Here is a 17,263-nt window from a genome sequence, read left to right on the forward strand (position 1 = left end):
TGACGATTCGGCTTTCATGCGAATGATCATTCTAAGGAAGGAAAAGGGGGAGCAGATTGCGTTAGCGCAAGGTTAGTGTTGCTTAACCTTGCAGTAACTTAATTAACAGGTAGCCGCTGTAAAGCGAATCCTTGATCAACGCGGCCGCACCCAGCGTACCTGGCTCAGTAAATTCAGTGGGTGCAAGCTGAATCACTGCGCTGTATGCAGGTAAAGACTGCTGGTGAATGGTATTTTGTACTGCCGGAAAGAGAACATCTGCCGCCTGATTTAGCGGAGAACCGATAAGAATTTGTTGAGGATTAAAGATATTGACCATCATGCCGAGGATCCTGCCAACATGATGCCCCACTGTCGCTATGGCATCCCGCGCCAGCCTGTCGCCGCTCTGTGCTGCCTCACAAACGGCAGAAAGCGTTAAGGGCTGATGGTGTAACAGGCTGTCGGGCTGACCCGGAAGTCGGTGCGCAATCAGCGCCAGCAGGCTGCCGGTACTGGCGACTGTTTCAAGACAGCCGTGATTGCCGCAGTAGCATTGCTGGCCGTAAGGATCGACCTGTGTGTGGCCGACTTCCACCAGCGCGCGTCCGCTTTTGTGCAACAGCTGACCGCCAGTGATCACGCCAGCCCCTACCGTTTCGTCGATCACAATCTGAATCACGTCCTGCGCACCGCGTGACGCACCAAACAGCGACTCGGCAAGCGTCCAGGCGGAGATATCGTGCTGGATAAATACCGGCAGGCCGGTCCGCGCCGCCAGGGTGCTGCCCAACGGCATATCATGGCAGGTATAGCCGGGTAAACGGTGCACCACACCGGATGCGGCATTAATCAGCCCCGGTAGGGTGATGGCAATGGCGGTCAGCCTTTCCAGCCGTTTCTGATGACGGATAAAAAACGCGTCAACATGGTCGGTCAAACGCGTCAGCAGCGGCTCCGTGGCGTCATCAATGAGCGGCAGGTTGTCTTCGACAAGCGCCCTGCTGCTGAGGTCACGCAAGGTCAGCGTCAATATGCCACGGTGCAGACGAATCGCCAGATAGTGCCAGGCGTCCGTATCAAGGATTAAACCAATCGCCGGACGGCCGCGAGCGCCCGGCTCCTGAAACTCGGTTTCCTGAACCAGGTGGGCATCCAGCATTTCCCGCACGATTTTGGTAATACTGGCAGGCGCCAGCTGGGCCCGTTTGGACAGTTCAATACGCGAGACTGGCCCATGCTGATCGATTAACCGGTAAACGACGCCAGCATTAATTTGTTTAATTTGGTCAATATGGCCAGGTTGACTGTCCGAACTCACACCCTGCTCCGGTTATTTTCGCGCTTCTAAATAAATATCCGCTATGGTGCGGCAGATTCACTTTTTGCGGCAAATATTTGCTTAGATATGTGATTTAACACACATAATTTTTCCGGCTTTGGCGGATAAATTGTCACTCACGGCGCAGTAACGCCATCATATGCGCCATCTGCGCACTCATTTCGCGTTCGCCCGACCAGACCAGCCACATCTCCGACTGCGCATCAGGCTCCTCCAGCGGTAACCACACCACGTTCGCCAGACGCGCGTGGCTGAAGGAGGCAGGCAAGATAGATACACCCAGCCCGGTCGCGACCAGTCCGAGAATAGTCATGGCCTCGCCCACTTCCTGGGTAATGTAGGGCCGGATCTGATAGCGCTGAAGCAAATCCAGGATTTCGCTGTACAGTGCCGTTCCCACCTGAGGATCAAAAAACACAAAGGGTTCCCGCGCCAGCGCCTGCAAGGTGATCCGCCCTGCCGTCGCCAGCGGATGGGCTTTATGCACCACGGCGCACAATGGCTCGCGCAGCAAAAGCTGATGATGCAAATCGGCGGGGAGCGGCGTGTTGCGCATGACGCCGAGGTCCAGCTTGCCCTCATGCAGCGGAGCCAGCTGCTGACGGGTGTTAATTTCCTGCATCTGAACATGTACGTTGGGCCAGCGCTGGCGAAACACATAAAGCGCATCTGACATCACGCCAATAAAAGCCGCAGAGGAGGTAAATCCAATGCGCAGCTCTCCTTCTTCACCGCGATGCAGACGCGCGGCGCGCTGGGTTGCCTGCTCGACCTGTAACAGGATTGCCCGCGCATCCTGTAAAAACTGCGCGCCGGCCGGCGTAAGCTGCACGCTACGGTTGGTGCGGTTAAACAGCTGCGCGCCGGTTTCCGCTTCAAGCTGCATGATTTGCTGACTCAACGGCGGCTGGGAGATGTGTAAGCGCTGGGCTGCGCGGCCAAAATGCAGCTCTTCCGCAACGGCAATAAAATAGCGCAGGTGACGCAGTTCAATATTCATAGGTTAAACGTCTTATTTAAGATGATTAATATATTAGACAACCTAATAGACCTTTTCTACAGTAACACTCTGTTTTTACTCATAAGGATCCCCTGTGAATCGCTCTTCACCTGCGGTGCCGCTGGACAGCGACATGCCTGCGCAGTCTGAGGCTTCCTCGTCTGACTGGATTGTGCGCGGCACCCGGCCTTTTATGCGCGTCACGCTCGCCTTGTTTTCTGCCGGGCTGGCCACCTTTGCCCTGCTGTATTGCGTGCAGCCTATTCTGCCGGTGCTCTCTGCACAGTTTGGCATTTCTCCCGCCGCGAGCAGTATTTCGCTTTCCATTTCCACCGCCATGATGGCCCTGGGATTACTGGTGACAGGCCCGCTGTCCGATGCCATAGGACGGAAGTCCGTGATGGTAACGGCGCTCATGCTGGCCGCAATCTGTACCCTGCTCTCTGCCACTATGACCAGCTGGCACGGCATTTTACTGATGCGGGGCTTGATCGGCTTATCGCTGAGCGGTGTGGCCGCGGTGGGCATGACCTATCTGAGTGAAGAGATTCATCCCAGTGTGGTGGCCTTTTCGATGGGGCTGTACATCAGCGGAAACTCGATTGGCGGCATGAGCGGCCGCCTGATAAGCGGTGTATTAACCGACTTCTTTTCATGGCGCATAGCCATTGCGGCCATTGGCTGTTTTGCCCTCGCCGCTGCCCTGATGTTCTGGAAAATCTTACCGGAATCGCGCCATTTCCGTCCGGCCTCGCTGCGCCCGCGCCATCTGACCATTAACTTCCGTCTGCACTGGCGCGATGCGGGATTGCCGCTGCTGTTTGCCGAAGGCCTGCTGCTGATGGGCGCCTTTGTGACGCTGTTCAACTATATCGGCTATCGCCTGCTGGGCGCGCCGTGGCATTTAAGTCAGGCTGTGGTGGGCTTGCTGTCGGTGGTTTATCTGACCGGGTCATGGAGTTCCCCTAAAGCCGGCGCGTTAACCAGCCGGTTTGGGCGCGGCCCGGTTATGTTTGGCTCGACCTTTATTATGCTGATGGGGTTACTGCTGACGGCATTTAACGGTATCGTGCTGATCTTCATTGGTATGATGCTGTTTACGGCAGGATTTTTCGCGGCGCACTCCGTGGCGAGCGGCTGGATTGGCCCACGCGCTCGTCGGGCAAAAGGTCAGGCTTCTTCGCTCTATCTGTTCAGCTATTACGTCGGCTCAAGCGTGGCGGGTACGGCTGGCGGCTTTTTCTGGCATCAGTTTGGCTGGGGCGGCCTGACACTGTTTATCTCCGCTTTACTGCTCTTAGCGTTGTGGGTTGCCTGGCAGCTGCACCGCCGCAAACTCTAGCAAAACTTAATGAATATTCCGGGTGTTTGACTGCCCGGAATGCGGTCCGTACAAGAATTGTCCGTATTATCAGTATGATTGCCTAAAGCACGCGTTTCCCCGCTATAATCGGTTTGATCCCAAAGATTAATGTCATCTTTGAATTCACAGCAAGGGGGAGACCTAATGGCGCGATACTATTACGTCAACAAACAATCAGGCTACAACGATAATCACGTGGTTCATGCAAGCGGCTGTAAATATCTTCCGGATTTGGAAGGTCGGCTGTTTCTCGGCACATTCTATTCCGCAACCGCAGCCATTCAGCAGGCCCGTAAGTACTATCCCGGTTCATTAGGGTGCGATGCGTGTTGCCCGGTTGCCCCGGGTAAAAATGTGCACACTCAGGACAGTGTGGCGCTTAAGCACGGCGTGGATTTCTGATTACGCAACGCCCGTTTGACGTCAGTATGGCGGTTGCTGGCCGCCATTCTCAGCCCAGCCCGTGTGCCGGTTATCCTCGCCCTCTCTGCCCCCGATTCTGCTGTCTGCGGTTGGTCTGTCATCCCACAGAGTCGTCATTTCGTTAAGCTTTTTCATTTTTTTCCGTTATCTTAGAACCCTTACTTTCATACAGGGCTCTACCATGCGTAATAAATTCGCATCGTCTCAAATTGCGCTTCACTGGCTTACTGTTCTGCTGCTCATCATTGCCTATGCCACGATGGAGTTACGCGGCTATGTCGAGCGGGGTTCATGGCAGCGCTTTGCGATGATGGTGACGCATTTCAGCGCCGGGGCGACGATTCTGGTGGTGATGCTGTCGCGATTACTGTTGAAACTCCGTCATCGTAGTCCCGCCATTGTTCCTCCGGTGCCGCGCTGGCAAACCGGGCTGGCTCACCTGACGCATACGCTGATTTATGCGCTTTTCATCACGCTTCCGGTGCTGGGACTGGCATCGCGTTATCTGAAAGGTCGCGAGTGGCAGTTATTTGGTATACCGATGCCGGTGGCGGCCGAACCTGACTTTGATCTGTCGGATACGCTGACCGACTGGCACGAAACGCTGGCCCCACTTGGCTACTGGCTGATTGGCTTACATGTGGCGGCGGCGCTGTTTCATCATTACGCCCTGAAGGACAATACGCTGCTGCGGATGATGCCCGGGCAGCGTCATCGCGAGCCGTAAACGCCATACGGCCGTATCGGGCAAAAAAATTTCATCTTAATCTGCGCCTGGTGGTTCCACCCGGCGCGTAATTCCTCCACAATAACCGCTAAAGTGTGACGCAGGTCACTATCATGGGGTGATCGCCCTGACTCCTTTTTGACGCACAGACTGATTTAACTTCTCATGCCATTAACAACTGTTTCCCGTAAAACGGCCTGGCTACGCGTGGTGCTGTTGGCCATCGCCGCTTTTGTGTTCAATACCACCGAATTTGTGCCGGTCGGTTTACTGTCCGATATTGCCGCAGGCTTTTCGATGAAAACGTCTGAAGTGGGCATTATGCTGACGATCTATGCCTGGGTGGTGGCCTTACTGTCACTGCCTTTGATGCTGCTGACGCGGAATATTGAACGCCGGCTCCTGTTAACGGTTCTGTTTATCGTCTTTATTGCCAGTCATGTGCTTTCTACGTTTGCGTGGAGTTTTACCTCCCTGATCGTATCCCGTGTGGGAATTGCGTTGTCCCATGCGGTGTTTTGGTCAATTACAGCATCGCTTGCAATTCGTGTTGCCCCCGCAGGTAAAAAAACTCAGGCACTCAGCATGCTGGCAACCGGCACCGCGCTGGCAATGGTTTTGGGCGTGCCGATTGGACGCGTGGTCGGTCAGGCGCTGGGCTGGCGCACAACGTTTGGCGTGATCGGGCTGTCCGCCCTGGTGCTGATGATTATGCTGGCGCGTATCCTGCCACGGTTGCCCAGCGAGCACACGGGTTCGCTTAGCAGCGTTCCCCTGCTGTTCCGCCGACCGGCGCTGGTCGGGATGTATCTGCTGGTGACGTTAATTGTGACCGCGCACTATACGGCCTACAGCTATATTGAGCCTTTTATGCAGCTCGTTGCTAATGCCAGCGAGGGGTTCACCACCTTACTGCTGCTGCTGTTCGGTTCGGCGGGCATTATTGGCAGCCTGTTATTCAGTTCGCTGGGGAAAAAATTCCCCTCTGCGTTGCTGATTGCCGCTATCGCGCTGGTGACGCTGTGCATGGGACTGTTAATCTTCGCCGCAGTCCGGCCCGGCGCAATCATTACCCTGTGCGTGGTCTGGGGAATGGCAATGATGATGATTGGCCTGGCGATGCAAATCCGCGTGCTGTCTTTAGCCTCGGACGCGACGGACGTCGCGATGTCATTAATGTCCGGTATTTATAATATCGGTATTGGTGCGGGCGCGCTATTAGGCAGCCAGGTCAGCGCTTACATGAGCCTGTCTGATGTGGGTAATGTGGGAGCGATCATCGGACTCGCGGCGCTGTTATGGTGTATTTATATTTTCAAACGTTATCCGCAACTGCGTTCCAACGGATGACAACAGCAGGCTTCGTGATGACGGAGCCTGCTCTGGTTTATTCCTCACAGACACAATGCGTGAAAACAGCCGCTCGGCTACCGGCACCGGGATCATGCCGCCGCGCGTTGGCGGTTATCTGCGTCATCGATCACGCCGCGTCACCAGCCTGCCCGGCGTTAGCCAGCACGAGTCAGTGAATTAAGGTCACAGACAACCCTAAACATTAAATAACGGAACACGCGCTGCCCCCTGCGTTTTTAACGTCGTAACCTGAGACAGCGTATTGGCCGGTATAAAATTGGCACGTGTAAATTGGTTATTTAAGCCGCATCGTTAAGGTAAAAAACGTCTGGGAATTCGCCTGCCGTTAATAAGCTAAAAAAGTTCGTTAAATATCACTACCCTATTCTCAACACTTCCATTACCTATGTTTACCCCGTATAACGGAGAAAATCGTTAACGTCAGGTGTCATAATGACGAGGAAGTGGTTAACTCTTTATTTGTCACGCAGCGTCAGCCGGGTCATGCTGGATGATATTCGGGCAATCTTGCCCACTGATGGGGTGAAAATTTTTCTCAATGACTTAGACGATGCCTGCCATGCCACAGTAGAATGTGTGCAGGCAGAGAATACCTGCGCGCTTGTGGCCTCGGCGATTGTTGTGTGGCGTCAACTGGGTCATATCCACACAATGATTTACACCAAAGGCGAGATACGGCGTGCGGTAAATGAGGCGACCCAGTTTGAACTCTTTACGTTGCTGAAGAACCATCACGCCGTGTTACGGCTGGCTTAATCCCTGAATAGACTCACAGGATAAACATGAGAATTGGTCTGTTGTTCCCCATTGCTATCATCGTGGCCGGCATCGGTTTTCTCGCCTGGTTCATCGGCAGCGGCCTGGCCATACCGGGATCATAAGTCAGCGAAGCTGGCTGTCTTTACTGCCGCGACGGTTGTAAAGGCTGGTTTCTTTTTGCTGCTTATCGATTTTTTCCTGACAGGTGACACAGTAGCGCACGCCTTTCAGTGCCTGACGGCGCGCCGCCGGTATCGGTTCGCCGCACAGTTCACATTCCGTGGCGCTTTCGCCCTGACCGATCGACTGGCGCACGCGTTCAATCCCGTCGTTAACGGTACTGTCGATCTGTTCCTGAACCGCCCCTTCTGAAGCCCAACCGTTCGCCATGTTATTTCCCTTCTGAACACCAAACACACTCTTAACTGTACAACATATCTGACATTTTGCAGGCAAGGCGGCACACGTCCCTGTGAGCCGCCGCATCATGGATTACGGCTTGATATCGACCTGATAAAAAATATGCTTGCCGAAGGGATCCACTTCATAACCGCTGACCGTCGTGCGTATCGGTTCATAAATGGTGGAGTGGGCAATCATGACGGCGGGCATCTGGTCATGCATGATCTGCTGCGCCTGCAGGTACATTTGAGTCCGTTTGCGCTGATCCGGTTCGGCCCGGGCTTGGGTGATCAGGGTTTCAAACGGCTGATAGCACCACTTTGATGAGTTTGAACCGCCTTTCGCCGCGGTGCAGGTATAGAGCGGTCCGAAAAAGTTATCCGGATCGCCCGTCGCCGTTGTCCAGCCCATCAGAGCAGCCTGATGTTCACCGTTGCGCACGCGTTTGAGGTATTCGCCCCATTCATAACTCACGATGTTGGCCTTGATGCCGACTTTTGCCCAGTCGGCCTGAATCATCTCCGCCATCCGGCGCGCATTCGGATTATAGGGGCGCTGAACCGGCATCGCCCACAGCGCGATTTCCGTTCCCGGTTTCACACCCGCTTCGGCCAGCAGGGCTTTAGCCTTTTCCGGATCGTAATCGTAGTCTTTGAGATCCTTGTCTGCGCTCCAGACGCCAGGCGGAAGAATATTTTTGGCGACCGTGCCCGTGCCTTTAAAAATGGCCTCAATAATGGCGGGTTTGTTTATCGCCATGGCCAGCGCCTGACGGACTTTCACATTATCGGTGGGCGCTTTAGTGGTGTTAAATGCCAGAAAACCGGTATTCAGCCCTGCTGCCTGTTTAAGCGTGATCGCCTTGTTCTGTCGCATTTTGTCCAGGTCGGCCGGATTAGGGAATGGCATCACCTGACACTCATTTTTTTCCAGTTTGGCGTAGCGCACGGCGGCATCCGGCGTGATGCTGAAAATCAGCCTATCCAGTTTGGCTTTCCCCTGCCAGTAGTCAGGAAACGCCTTATAGAGAATGCGTGAATCTTTTTGATACTGCACTAACTGGAAAGGTCCGGTGCCTATCGGGTCCATATCCACCTTCTCTGGCGTGCCGGCCTTTAGCATCTTGTCCGCGTATTCCGCTGAATGGACAGAGGCAAAGTACCAGGCCAGGTCGGCCAAAAACGGCGACTCCGGATGGGCCAGGGTGAAGCGAACGGTGTGATCGTCGATGCGATCGATATGGGTGATAAGCGTCGCCAACTGCAGGCTGTCGAAGTTGGAATAATTGCCACCAGAGACCGCATGATAGGGATTTTTGCTGTCCATTTGCCGCATAAACGAGAAGATCACGTCATCTGCGTTAAAATCGCGGCTGGGCGTAAACTGCTTATTGCTCTGAAATTTGACGTTGTGCCGAAGATAAAAGGTATAAACCTTGCCGTCCGGGCTGATATCCCAACGTTCTGCCAGGCTGGGAATCAGTTCGGTCGTGCCCGGTTTGAAGTCCACCAGGCGATTGAATACCGGTACAGCACTGGCATCCACGCTGGTTCCCGAGGTGTAAAGTTGCGGATTAAAATTTTCAGGGGAGCCTTCGGAGCAGTACACCAGCGTTTTTGCATGGACGCCGCCCGCCAGAGCCACACCTGCAGTAAGCAGTGCCAGGGTCGTAAACCTGTTTCTCATTATTGTCCTCGCTTTCTGTTGACTTCCGTTAGTCTGAATATCTAAATAAATGATTTAGCGCTTTGATAGATAGCATGAATCACCACCATAGCGAACCCCGCAGTACGTCAACTAATAAGGATTAGTGATGACCGACAAACTTCAGGCGCAACTCATTACGCGTTTTTTTCGTTACCTGGCGGTAAGCAGCCAAAGTGATGCAAAGTCCAGCACCTTACCCAGCACCCCCAGCCAGCACGCGATGGCGCAGCTGCTGGCGGACGAATTACGTGACCTTGGCCTTGAGCAGGTTGTGATTGATGAACATGCCACGGTAACGGCGCTGAAACGAGGAAATTGCCCCGATGCGCCGCGCGTGGGGTTTATCACCCATATCGACACGGTTGACGTGGGGCTGTCCCCTGACATTCACCCGCAGATCCTCACCTGGCAGGGTGAAGACCTTTGTCTGAACCCACAGCAGGACATCTGGTTACGTCGGGATGCGCACCCGGAGATCGCGCCCTATATCGGCCAGCAGATTATTTTCAGCGACGGCACCAGCGTGCTGGGCGCCGATAACAAGGCGGCCGTGAGCGTCGTCATGACGCTGATGGAGAATTTGCAGGGCAAACACGGCGACGTCGTGGTGGCGTTCGTGCCGGATGAGGAGATCGGGCTGCGCGGCGCGAAAGCGCTGGATCTCGAAACCCGTTTTAATGTGGATTTCGCTTGGACAATTGATTGCTGCGAGCTGGGCGAAGTCGTTTATGAGAACTTCAACGCGGCCGCAGCAGAAATCCGCTTTACCGGTGTGCCGGCGCATCCGATGTCGGGCAAAGGCGTGCTGGTCAATCCCTTACTGATGGCTCACGATTTTATCAGCCACTTCGACCGGCAGGCGACGCCGGAACATACCGAAGGTCGCGAAGGCTATATCTGGTTTAACGAGATGCAGGCCAACGCCAGCATTGCCACGCTTAACGCCTCGATTCGCGATTTTGATCTGGCAGGCTTTGCTGCACGCAAACAGCAGTTGCAGGCGGTCAGAGATATCATCGCCGCGCGCTATCCTACGGGCAAAGTTGAGCTAACCCTTCGCGATATTTACAGCAATATCAGCAATGCGATGGGCGAAGATCGTCGGGCGGTTGATCTGATTTTCGCCGCCCTGCAAGCGCTGGATATTGCGCCTAAGGTGATCCCCATGCGCGGCGGCACCGATGGCGCGGCTTTGTCGGCGAAAGGTCTGTTAACACCCAACTTCTTTACTGGCGCGCATAACTTCCATTCGCGCTTTGAGTTCCTGCCCGTGACCTCCTTTGTGAAGTCATACCAGGTGGCAGAGAAGCTGTGTTATCTGGCGGCGGAGTGATGGGATACAGGCAGTAAAAACCGCCTTCGCGAGGAAGGCGGTGATCAGATGCGGGTTTAGAAAGTTACCCAATCGCCGTTATCCGCCGCCGCGGCTTTAGGCTGGAATGAGGTCGTTGGGCTGGCCGGCTGTGAGGGCGGCTTCCGCGTTGACGTCGTTGCCAGGGGCGCATCGCTGGAAAGGCGGAACTGTGCGACAGAGGCCTGCAAGGCTTCCGTCTGCAGCGCCAGCGCACTGGCGGCGGCGGAGACTTCTTCCACCAGCGCGGCGTTTTGTTGGGTTACGCTGTCCATTTCCGTTACCGCCGTGCCAACCTGCGAAATGCCTTTGCTTTGTTCTTCTGAGGCGGCCGCGATTTGCTTCATGATCGCGTCAACATCCTGCACCGATTTCAGAATACCGCTCATGGTGCCGCCGGTCGTGCTAACCAGTTGCGCCCCCTTTTCCACACGCTCAACGGAATCCGCAATCAGGCCAGCGATCTCTTTTGCCGCACCCGCACTACGCTGGGCCAGATTTCTGACCTCACTGGCCACAACGGCAAAGCCACGGCCCTGTTCCCCGGCGCGGGCGGCTTCTACTGCGGCGTTAAGCGCGAGGATATTGGTCTGGAACGCAATGCTGTTGATGACGTTAGTAATCTCTGCAATTTTCTTCGAACTGTCAGAGATTCCGTTCATCGTGGTGACCACTTCACCGACAAGACTACCGCCCTGTTTGGCCGTGATCGTTGCGGCTTCGGTCAGGGTACTGGCCTGACGCGCATTTTCCGCATTGAATTTCACGGTCGCCGTCAGTTGTTCCATACTGGCTGCGGTTTGCTCCAGCGCGGCAGCCTGCTCTTCCGTGCGTGAAGACAGATCGTTATTCCCAATCGAAATCTCAGCGGCTCCGCGTGAAATGTTTTCCGTGCCGCTACGAATCGCACTGACGGCTTCGCGCAGGCTGTCCTGCATGGCGCTCAGTAAGGGCACCAGTTTGCCGACGCAGTTACGACCCATATCTTCAACCGGCTTGCTGAGATCGCCTTTGGCGATGACTGAAAAATGTTCGCGAATTTTTTCCAGCGGCTTAACCAACATTTTTACCAGATAACGGTCGGTAAACAGCAGAATCAGCAAGCCAATCACCACGGTGACTGAAATCAGGGTTTTGGTCATCGCGGTCATGCGATCGACTTCAACCCGCGTTTGACCCAGTTTGACACTTGCCACTTTATTGAAGTTTTCAGTACTGGCACCAAAGGCACGGCTCAGCGCAGGGGTGACGTCATTTGCCTGTTGGCGATAGCTGTCCAGCGAATCCTGGCGGGCACGCTGAAGCTGAACCGTCACGCCCTGGTCGAGCAGTTTTTGCCATTTATCAATAACGTCATTGGCAACGGCTGCATCCATTGGGCCGGGAGAGAGCTGTTTGAACAGGGTCAGTTGCTGAGACATACTGTCCAGTGCCTGCTGTACGGGCGCGAAAGCCTCATCGTTTTGCGCTGTGCCTGCCGCTTTTTTCTCCATGACGCGCGACAGGCGCGTAATCATACGAAAGTACTGATCGTTGCCCTTACTCAACGCGGTCATCTGCTCCACGATATGGCGATCGACATCGTTGCCGTCACTCAACGAATTGAGCGAATGAATACTGAACAGCCCGATTCCGCTCCACAGCAGGCAAAACAGCCCGAGTATTGTCAGCATTACCGCGCGAATTGTGAAATTTTTAAGCATACCCATACTGAAATCCCTTAAACGTTAACCCGTGACACCGGGCGTATGGGATATATCGGCAGAAAGGCCGAAAATGTAACAGCGCTGTTAAACTTTTTTATGCTGGTGCACTGCCTCCGCGACAGATCATCGTTCCAGCAAAAATCAGCCTGGAGGGCGCGCAGGATGGCACCCGGCTCGAGGGCTGAGGGCTAAGGGAGCACTACAAGCGAACCATACGCGACATCATCAGGCGAAACAGCGCCAGCCGCCGACGCATAAAGCGCGGCATGAGTCTGAGCCCCGCTTTTCCCTCGCACCCGAGTGACATTGTCACGTCATTATTCGCCTGCCAGGCAGGCCAGGGCAAGATCCCGTCCAGTTGCGTCGTGCTGGTGTCCACGTCGCGGGCAAAGAGAAACCAGTAGTCACTGACCTGCTGCGCAAACGCGTAATCGGCGGCCGTAAAGCGGCGATCGTCGCTGACAGCGGGCAGGTTATGCAGCGTATTCATGACGTAGGGGATTTCGTTACCGTGCCAGGTGCCGTGCGGAAAAAGGTCCCGCGAATGTTCAGATACGTAATCAAACCAGTAGCGCCAGCCCGGCATAGCGACTTTTTGCTGCGCCCGCATCACCAGCCAGGGAAGCAGGCTAAACGTCATATCCCGTGCCACGGCACGTCCGAGCAACGCATCCGTCTCAAGCGGATAAATCCATTTCAACAGCTGATAGCTGAACCGGTTTTGACGACGAAGCCGGTCTACCACCGTGGCGGCATCGACACCGAAATACGCCAGTACGCTGGCTTCGTCGCTGTTGCTTCCGGCCATCAGCGGCAGACGATGCTGACGTCCGGCCATAAACGTCTCCAGTACCGGCGCGGGAAGGACCGCATCGCCCGCGATGGCAACAGGACCCAGCCCGTAGCTGCTGTCCAGTGACCAAAAGGCCTCAGCAGGCAGCGCGCGCAGCTGTTCCATGCTGGCATCAGCGGGCAAACCTAAACGGCTGGCCACCTTCACGCCTTTCTCAAGCGCCGTGGTCCGCGTCACGTCTGGCAGACTATAGGCACTCTGCACAATTCCCTTGTGGAACAAACCGGCTGACAAGGGCGAACAGCACAGCGATAACAGGCTACGTGCGCCAGATGACTCGCCAAACAGCGTAACGTTACGGGCATCGCCGCCGAATGCGTGAATATGGCGCTGAACCCAGCGTAAGGCCGCGATCTGATCCAGCAAGGCAAAATTGTGAAGCGTCCCGGTCGCCGACTGCTCTTTTTCCATGGCCGGATGCGCAAAAAAGCCCAGATGGCCCAGCCGATAGTTAATCGTGACGATAACCGCGCCGCGTGAGGCCAGCGGTTTGCCGTTGTAGGGAGCCAGCCCGCCGGAACCGAGGGTAAATCCGCCCCCGTGCAGCCATACCATCACCGGCAGAGGCTTATCGGGCTGCAGTTCAGGCGTCCAGACATTGAGATAAAGACAGTCCTCGCTGAAATCGCCGGGATCGCCGCCGCCAATCGCAAGGCAGTATTCGCGGTTCTGCCAGCTCGCGGCAGAAAAATGCAGTGCGCTTCGCACGCCCTGCCAGGGGATGACGGGCTGGGGCGCGCGCCAGCGCTGGTCCCCCACCGGCGGCGCAGCGTAAGGAATACCTTTAAACACAAAGATCCCGTCATCGATGCCGCCTTGCAGCTCACCGTCCGCGATAGCGATCTTCAGGCCGTGTTCATTTTTCATGCATTATTCCTTGTCTGCGTAGGCGGTCATTATTTCAGGCCATCTGTCATTGTCCAGAAACACAGCGGGTAAAAATACCGAAAATGTGCTGCGCACGTCCGCCGGGATTGACCGCTCCCGGCGAACCTGTTTTTAGTACTGCATGTCGTTTAATGCGTGAGAGGAATAGAAAATGTTCAGTGGCATCAATCAACTTTTTGTTCGAACGACCGATCATCCTGACCTGGGCAAGCTGTTATTGCGTCTGACACTGGGTGGACTGCTGCTGTTTCACGGTGAGTTCAAGCTGGTGCATGGGGTGGGCTGGATTGCCCAACTGCTGCACCAGCACGGCCTGCCAGGATTTCTTGCCTGGGGTGCCTGGATCGGGGAAATTATCGCCCCGCTGATGCTGATTGTGGGGCTGATGACGCGGCCTGCGGCGTTCATTGTGGCGGTGAATATGGTGGTGGCAACGCTGCTGGTCAAAACCGGGGCACTATGGCATCGCACCGGCGTGGGCGCCTGGTCGCTGGAGACCGAAGCGCTGTTTCTGCTGGGCGCGCTGGTGATCATGCTGCTGGGCGCGGGAAGATTCACGCTGATACGTGATTCACGGCTGCAATAGTCGCGCAATCCGGGGCAATCACGCCCCGGTGGGTTAGCATGCCAGGCCGCAACGTTGTAATGAGGCTTCCTGACGCTGGGCATACAGCGCCATTTCGTCCAGTACTGCGCAGCCCAGTGCGGCTTCAAAGCTGCTGCGGCTTGCCTGGCCTGACGAGCGCGCCTGGGTGTGATCCCCGAGGTTAGACTGAAAAATCCCCGCCGCGCTGACCGGTAGAAAATCCTCATAAATAATGGGATCGGCCAGAATGCGGCCCTGTTCGATCAGGGCGTCCAGCGGTTCACCGGGCTGAGGCGGTTCAGCCCGGCCTTTATCACTCAGGCGATAATGAAACCAGGCCAGAGCCTCCCGGCGTAGATCGGTTTCGTTATCCGGAAAAGCCTGAAATACAGCAGACAACCGTTGCTGATGCTGTTGATTGTCAGCGCCGCTTCCGGCCTCAGTCAGCAGCCGATCGTAAAGCGCGCGCCCCTCTGGGGTTAAGGCTGCGCCGCGCTGTTCTATCTCACCAAATCTTGCCGTATGGGTGCCCTGATAGCCATCTTTGAAAACGACAGGTTCCTCCAGCGCTTTAAAACTGGTCTGGCGTAATAAAATCGGCACCTTGCGCCGAGGCGGGCCTTCAATAACGTTTTTGGGATCGATGCCACGTTCGGGCATTAAGGCCTGAACGCGATCAATGTCCAGGGTTCTCGGTGTCAGGTGGTTGATATGACAGGCAGGAAAACACACGACGTCCGCAATTAGCCGATGTTGTTGATTAAGGGCCTGATAGGTGTGGCTTTCAACGAGGCTATGCGAGTGCCAGCGAAAGGTTTCTAACGCCTCGGTAATAAAGCGCTGCGCTTGGGTCTCAGTCAGACCGCCCTGCTGTTGATGCTGTTGAATTAATGCGCGACAGCCTGCGGTGAAAATGTCCCGCGAGGCCAGGATTGCGGCAGCTTCATCGCGCAGCGCCGGGTCTTCAACCAATTCAAGCCGCAGTAATGAGGTAAAAATACGGAACGGATTACGACGCAACGCGTCGTCGTCAACAGGGCGAAACGCGGTTGAGTGTACCGGTACGCCCGCCTGAGAAAGGTCATAATAGCCGACCGGGAACATGCCCATAACGGCGAACATCTGACGCAGCATGGCCAGCTCTTCGGCGCTGCCGACGCGGATTGCACCGTGGCGTTCCAGGCTTAAACGGCTCAGCTCATCGGCTTGCGCCAGGCGCTGCTGCAGGGCGCTGTCCGCCGCCAGCGAGGCCTGATTAACGTCTTTGACCAACTGCATCAACGTGCCGTACAGCGGCACTTCCTGCTGATACATGTCCGACATTGCCTTTGAAAAGCCCGTACGGATGGCATCCGCACTGATAACGTTATCCATAATCACCACCTGAAAGCATGAGCGTTGCAGCTACTGTAATCCAACGCGTTGCCGTCAGCGGAAAAAATCATGAATTTGTGATCGGCTTAAAACCATAACGGTTTTTAATCACCAGCATCGCTGTCGTGAGGACGGCCGGAATCGCCAGAAGCAAAAAGATCAGGTTAAAAGACCAGCCGAGCGACAGCATTTCTGCTCCCACAAACGCGCTGAGGATGGCACCGATTCGGCCCACGCCATGCATCCAACTGGAGCCGGTCGCGCGGGCATGGGTAGGATAATAGCTGGCTGATAAGGCATTCATGCCGGTATTAGCACCGTTAAAGCAAAAGCCGCTACAGAAGGCTATGCTGCTCATGACGGTGACCTGCGCCGGTGAGAAACCCAATGCCACAATGGCAATCCCGCCACAAAAATAGATGACGGCCAACGCCAGGTTGGCATTAAATCTGTCCATCAACCAGCCGGCAAATAACGAGCCTAGGGTGCCGCCCGCCTGATACATGGCGGTGATAATGGCGGCCTGGGTCACGGTCATCCCCTGTTTACTCACCAGCGAAGGCAGCCAGCTACCTATCAGATAAACCAGAAAGAGCCCCATAAAATAGCCGCCCCACAGCATCAGGCTGCCGGTACGGTAGCGGGGAGAGATAACCGTGGCGATTGCGTTTTTGTCTGGCTGAGTGGCGTCCGCTTCGGAGGATTGAAACTGACTGTGCGGGTTCGTACTGCCCGGAATCATACGCTCCAGAATGGTTCGGATGCGTTCTGCCGGCGCACCACGGCTAATTAAGAAACGCACTGATTCTGGCAGTTGCCGTATCAGCACTGGGAGCACCAGCAGCGGTAAAATACCGCCCAGCAACAGAACAGAATGCCATTCGTAACGCGGTAACAGCCAGGATGCCGCAAAGCCTCCGCTGGCTGCGCCAAAGGTAAAGCCGCAGAAAACCACGGTGATGATGAATGAGCGACGGCGCTCGGGGGCATATTCTGCGACCAGGGTGCTGACGTTCGGCATGGCTGCGCCCAATCCGAGCCCGGTCAAAAAGCGGAACAGGATCATCTGCTCAATGCTGTGCGAAAACGCGGTGACCAGCGTCCATAAGCCAAAAAACAGCACGCTGAATATAATCATTAAGCGACGACCAAAGCGGTCGGCCAGTGGACCGGCGATCATGGCGCCCAGCGCCAGGCCAATAAGCGCCGCACTGATGACGACGCCTAACTGATGGTTCGTGACGTTCCAGGACGCTTTCAGCGAGGGCGCGATAAACCCCATGATGGCGATATCCATCCCATCAAGCGCCACGACGATAAAACAGAGTACAATCAATCGAATTTGGCCACCGCTCAGGGCACCCTGATTGATTAACCGGCGAACGTCTACCGACTCAACGCTGCTCACGGACGTACTCTCCTTAACGAA

Annotated in this window: 16 protein-coding genes; 8 read left to right on the forward strand and 8 right to left on the reverse strand. The window is 55.4% G+C overall.

What is annotated here, in order from left to right; translation table 11 throughout:
• Positions 1 to 82: 82 nt before the first annotated feature.
• Together mlc and ACPXSQ_RS06535 are read right to left on the reverse strand one after the other, a co-directional pair.
• Positions 83 to 1,300 carry a sugar metabolism global transcriptional regulator Mlc gene (mlc, locus tag ACPXSQ_RS06530; RefSeq protein WP_015700249.1) on the reverse strand — a complete coding sequence of 406 codons (1,218 nt, stop codon included), beginning with the start codon at positions 1,298 to 1,300 and terminating at the stop codon, positions 83 to 85.
• A gap of 133 nt (positions 1,301 to 1,433) precedes the next feature.
• Positions 1,434 to 2,321 (reverse strand): LysR family transcriptional regulator, encoded by an 888-nt coding sequence (locus tag ACPXSQ_RS06535; protein ID WP_014593769.1) that lies wholly within the window; start codon positions 2,319 to 2,321, stop codon positions 1,434 to 1,436.
• 94 nt (positions 2,322 to 2,415) lie between these two features.
• Between ACPXSQ_RS06535 and ACPXSQ_RS06540 the strand changes: the two genes are divergently transcribed.
• The 6 genes from ACPXSQ_RS06540 to ACPXSQ_RS06565 all read left to right on the forward strand — a co-directional run bounded on the left by ACPXSQ_RS06540 (position 2,416) and on the right by ACPXSQ_RS06565 (position 7,089).
• A complete protein-coding gene (locus tag ACPXSQ_RS06540) occupies positions 2,416 to 3,663 on the forward strand; it encodes an MFS transporter (protein WP_014605783.1) in 1,248 nt (415 codons plus the stop codon).
• Between the two features lie 165 nt (positions 3,664 to 3,828).
• Positions 3,829 to 4,086: a hypothetical protein gene (locus ACPXSQ_RS06545; RefSeq protein WP_014605782.1), complete on the forward strand. Its 258-nt coding sequence runs from the start codon at positions 3,829 to 3,831 to the stop codon at positions 4,084 to 4,086.
• 202 nt (positions 4,087 to 4,288) lie between these two features.
• Positions 4,289 to 4,834, forward strand: a complete 546-nt coding sequence (gene cybB, locus ACPXSQ_RS06550; RefSeq protein WP_014593771.1) for a cytochrome b561 — start codon at positions 4,289 to 4,291, stop codon at positions 4,832 to 4,834.
• A 165-nt stretch (positions 4,835 to 4,999) separates the two neighbouring features.
• Positions 5,000 to 6,184 carry a sugar transporter gene (locus ACPXSQ_RS06555; protein ID WP_014605781.1) on the forward strand — a complete coding sequence of 395 codons (1,185 nt, stop codon included), beginning with the start codon at positions 5,000 to 5,002 and terminating at the stop codon, positions 6,182 to 6,184.
• 456 nt (positions 6,185 to 6,640) lie between these two features.
• Complete coding sequence (locus tag ACPXSQ_RS06560; protein WP_013025858.1) at positions 6,641 to 6,964, forward strand: hypothetical protein; 324 nt, start codon at positions 6,641 to 6,643, stop codon at positions 6,962 to 6,964.
• A 26-nt stretch (positions 6,965 to 6,990) separates the two neighbouring features.
• Positions 6,991 to 7,089 carry a YoaK family small membrane protein gene (locus tag ACPXSQ_RS06565; protein WP_146109410.1) on the forward strand — a complete coding sequence of 33 codons (99 nt, stop codon included), beginning with the start codon at positions 6,991 to 6,993 and terminating at the stop codon, positions 7,087 to 7,089.
• Between the two features lies 1 nt (position 7,090).
• On the opposite strand, the gene ACPXSQ_RS06570 is transcribed toward ACPXSQ_RS06565, so the two are convergent.
• Positions 7,091 to 7,357: a DksA/TraR family C4-type zinc finger protein gene (locus ACPXSQ_RS06570; protein ID WP_014605780.1), complete on the reverse strand. Its 267-nt coding sequence runs from the start codon at positions 7,355 to 7,357 to the stop codon at positions 7,091 to 7,093.
• 102 nt (positions 7,358 to 7,459) lie between these two features.
• A complete protein-coding gene (locus ACPXSQ_RS06575; protein WP_013025860.1) occupies positions 7,460 to 9,055 on the reverse strand; it encodes an ABC transporter substrate-binding protein in 1,596 nt (531 codons plus the stop codon).
• Between the two features lie 127 nt (positions 9,056 to 9,182).
• Here ACPXSQ_RS06575 and pepT point away from each other — a divergent pair, with 127 nt between their 5' ends.
• On the forward strand, positions 9,183 to 10,409 hold the full coding sequence (pepT, locus tag ACPXSQ_RS06580) for a peptidase T (RefSeq protein ID WP_014605778.1): 1,227 nt from the start codon (positions 9,183 to 9,185) through the stop codon (positions 10,407 to 10,409).
• Positions 10,410 to 10,465: 56 nt separating this feature from the next.
• Here pepT and ACPXSQ_RS06585 read toward each other — a convergent pair whose 3' ends face one another.
• Both ACPXSQ_RS06585 and ACPXSQ_RS06590 read right to left on the reverse strand, forming a co-directional pair.
• Positions 10,466 to 12,136: a methyl-accepting chemotaxis protein gene (locus tag ACPXSQ_RS06585; protein ID WP_029568806.1), complete on the reverse strand. Its 1,671-nt coding sequence runs from the start codon at positions 12,134 to 12,136 to the stop codon at positions 10,466 to 10,468.
• 196 nt (positions 12,137 to 12,332) lie between these two features.
• Positions 12,333 to 13,853, reverse strand: a complete 1,521-nt coding sequence (locus tag ACPXSQ_RS06590; RefSeq protein ID WP_426143192.1) for a carboxylesterase/lipase family protein — start codon at positions 13,851 to 13,853, stop codon at positions 12,333 to 12,335.
• Between the two features lie 172 nt (positions 13,854 to 14,025).
• On the opposite strand from ACPXSQ_RS06590, the gene ACPXSQ_RS06595 reads away from it, so the two are divergent.
• Positions 14,026 to 14,460, forward strand: a complete 435-nt coding sequence (locus ACPXSQ_RS06595) for a DoxX family protein (RefSeq protein ID WP_022622822.1) — start codon at positions 14,026 to 14,028, stop codon at positions 14,458 to 14,460.
• A gap of 33 nt (positions 14,461 to 14,493) precedes the next feature.
• Here ACPXSQ_RS06595 and hglS read toward each other — a convergent pair whose 3' ends face one another.
• Positions 14,494 to 15,834, reverse strand: a complete 1,341-nt coding sequence (gene hglS / locus ACPXSQ_RS06600; protein ID WP_426143195.1) for a 2-oxoadipate dioxygenase/decarboxylase HglS — start codon at positions 15,832 to 15,834, stop codon at positions 14,494 to 14,496.
• Between the two features lie 67 nt (positions 15,835 to 15,901).
• A complete protein-coding gene (locus ACPXSQ_RS06605) occupies positions 15,902 to 17,242 on the reverse strand; it encodes an MFS transporter (protein WP_013025866.1) in 1,341 nt (446 codons plus the stop codon).
• Between the last annotated feature and the right edge of the window lie 21 nt (positions 17,243 to 17,263).

The organism is Pantoea sp. EEL5 (assembly GCF_049892805.1).
GTDB classification, from domain to species: Bacteria; Pseudomonadota; Gammaproteobacteria; order Enterobacterales; family Enterobacteriaceae; genus Pantoea; species Pantoea ananatis.

Excerpts from the sequence above, each read along its gene's own strand:
- ACPXSQ_RS06545 (WP_014605782.1), top strand. The coding sequence starts at position 3,829 with ATGGCGCGATACTATTACGTCAACAAACAATCAGGCTACAACGATAAT.
- pepT (WP_014605778.1), top strand. The coding sequence starts at position 9,183 with ATGACCGACAAACTTCAGGCGCAACTCATTACGCGTTTTTTTCGTTAC.
- ACPXSQ_RS06575 (WP_013025860.1), bottom strand. The coding sequence starts at position 9,055 with ATGAGAAACAGGTTTACGACCCTGGCACTGCTTACTGCAGGTGTGGCT.
- hglS (WP_426143195.1), bottom strand. The coding sequence starts at position 15,834 with ATGGATAACGTTATCAGTGCGGATGCCATCCGTACGGGCTTTTCAAAG.
- cybB (WP_014593771.1), top strand. The coding sequence starts at position 4,289 with ATGCGTAATAAATTCGCATCGTCTCAAATTGCGCTTCACTGGCTTACT.
- ACPXSQ_RS06595 (WP_022622822.1), top strand. The coding sequence starts at position 14,026 with ATGTTCAGTGGCATCAATCAACTTTTTGTTCGAACGACCGATCATCCT.
- ACPXSQ_RS06565 (WP_146109410.1), top strand. The coding sequence starts at position 6,991 with ATGAGAATTGGTCTGTTGTTCCCCATTGCTATCATCGTGGCCGGCATC.
- ACPXSQ_RS06570 (WP_014605780.1), bottom strand. The coding sequence starts at position 7,357 with ATGGCGAACGGTTGGGCTTCAGAAGGGGCGGTTCAGGAACAGATCGAC.
- ACPXSQ_RS06555 (WP_014605781.1), top strand. The coding sequence starts at position 5,000 with ATGCCATTAACAACTGTTTCCCGTAAAACGGCCTGGCTACGCGTGGTG.
- ACPXSQ_RS06590 (WP_426143192.1), bottom strand. The coding sequence starts at position 13,853 with ATGAAAAATGAACACGGCCTGAAGATCGCTATCGCGGACGGTGAGCTG.
- ACPXSQ_RS06560 (WP_013025858.1), top strand. The coding sequence starts at position 6,641 with ATGACGAGGAAGTGGTTAACTCTTTATTTGTCACGCAGCGTCAGCCGG.
- ACPXSQ_RS06585 (WP_029568806.1), bottom strand. The coding sequence starts at position 12,136 with ATGGGTATGCTTAAAAATTTCACAATTCGCGCGGTAATGCTGACAATA.
- ACPXSQ_RS06535 (WP_014593769.1), bottom strand. The coding sequence starts at position 2,321 with ATGAATATTGAACTGCGTCACCTGCGCTATTTTATTGCCGTTGCGGAA.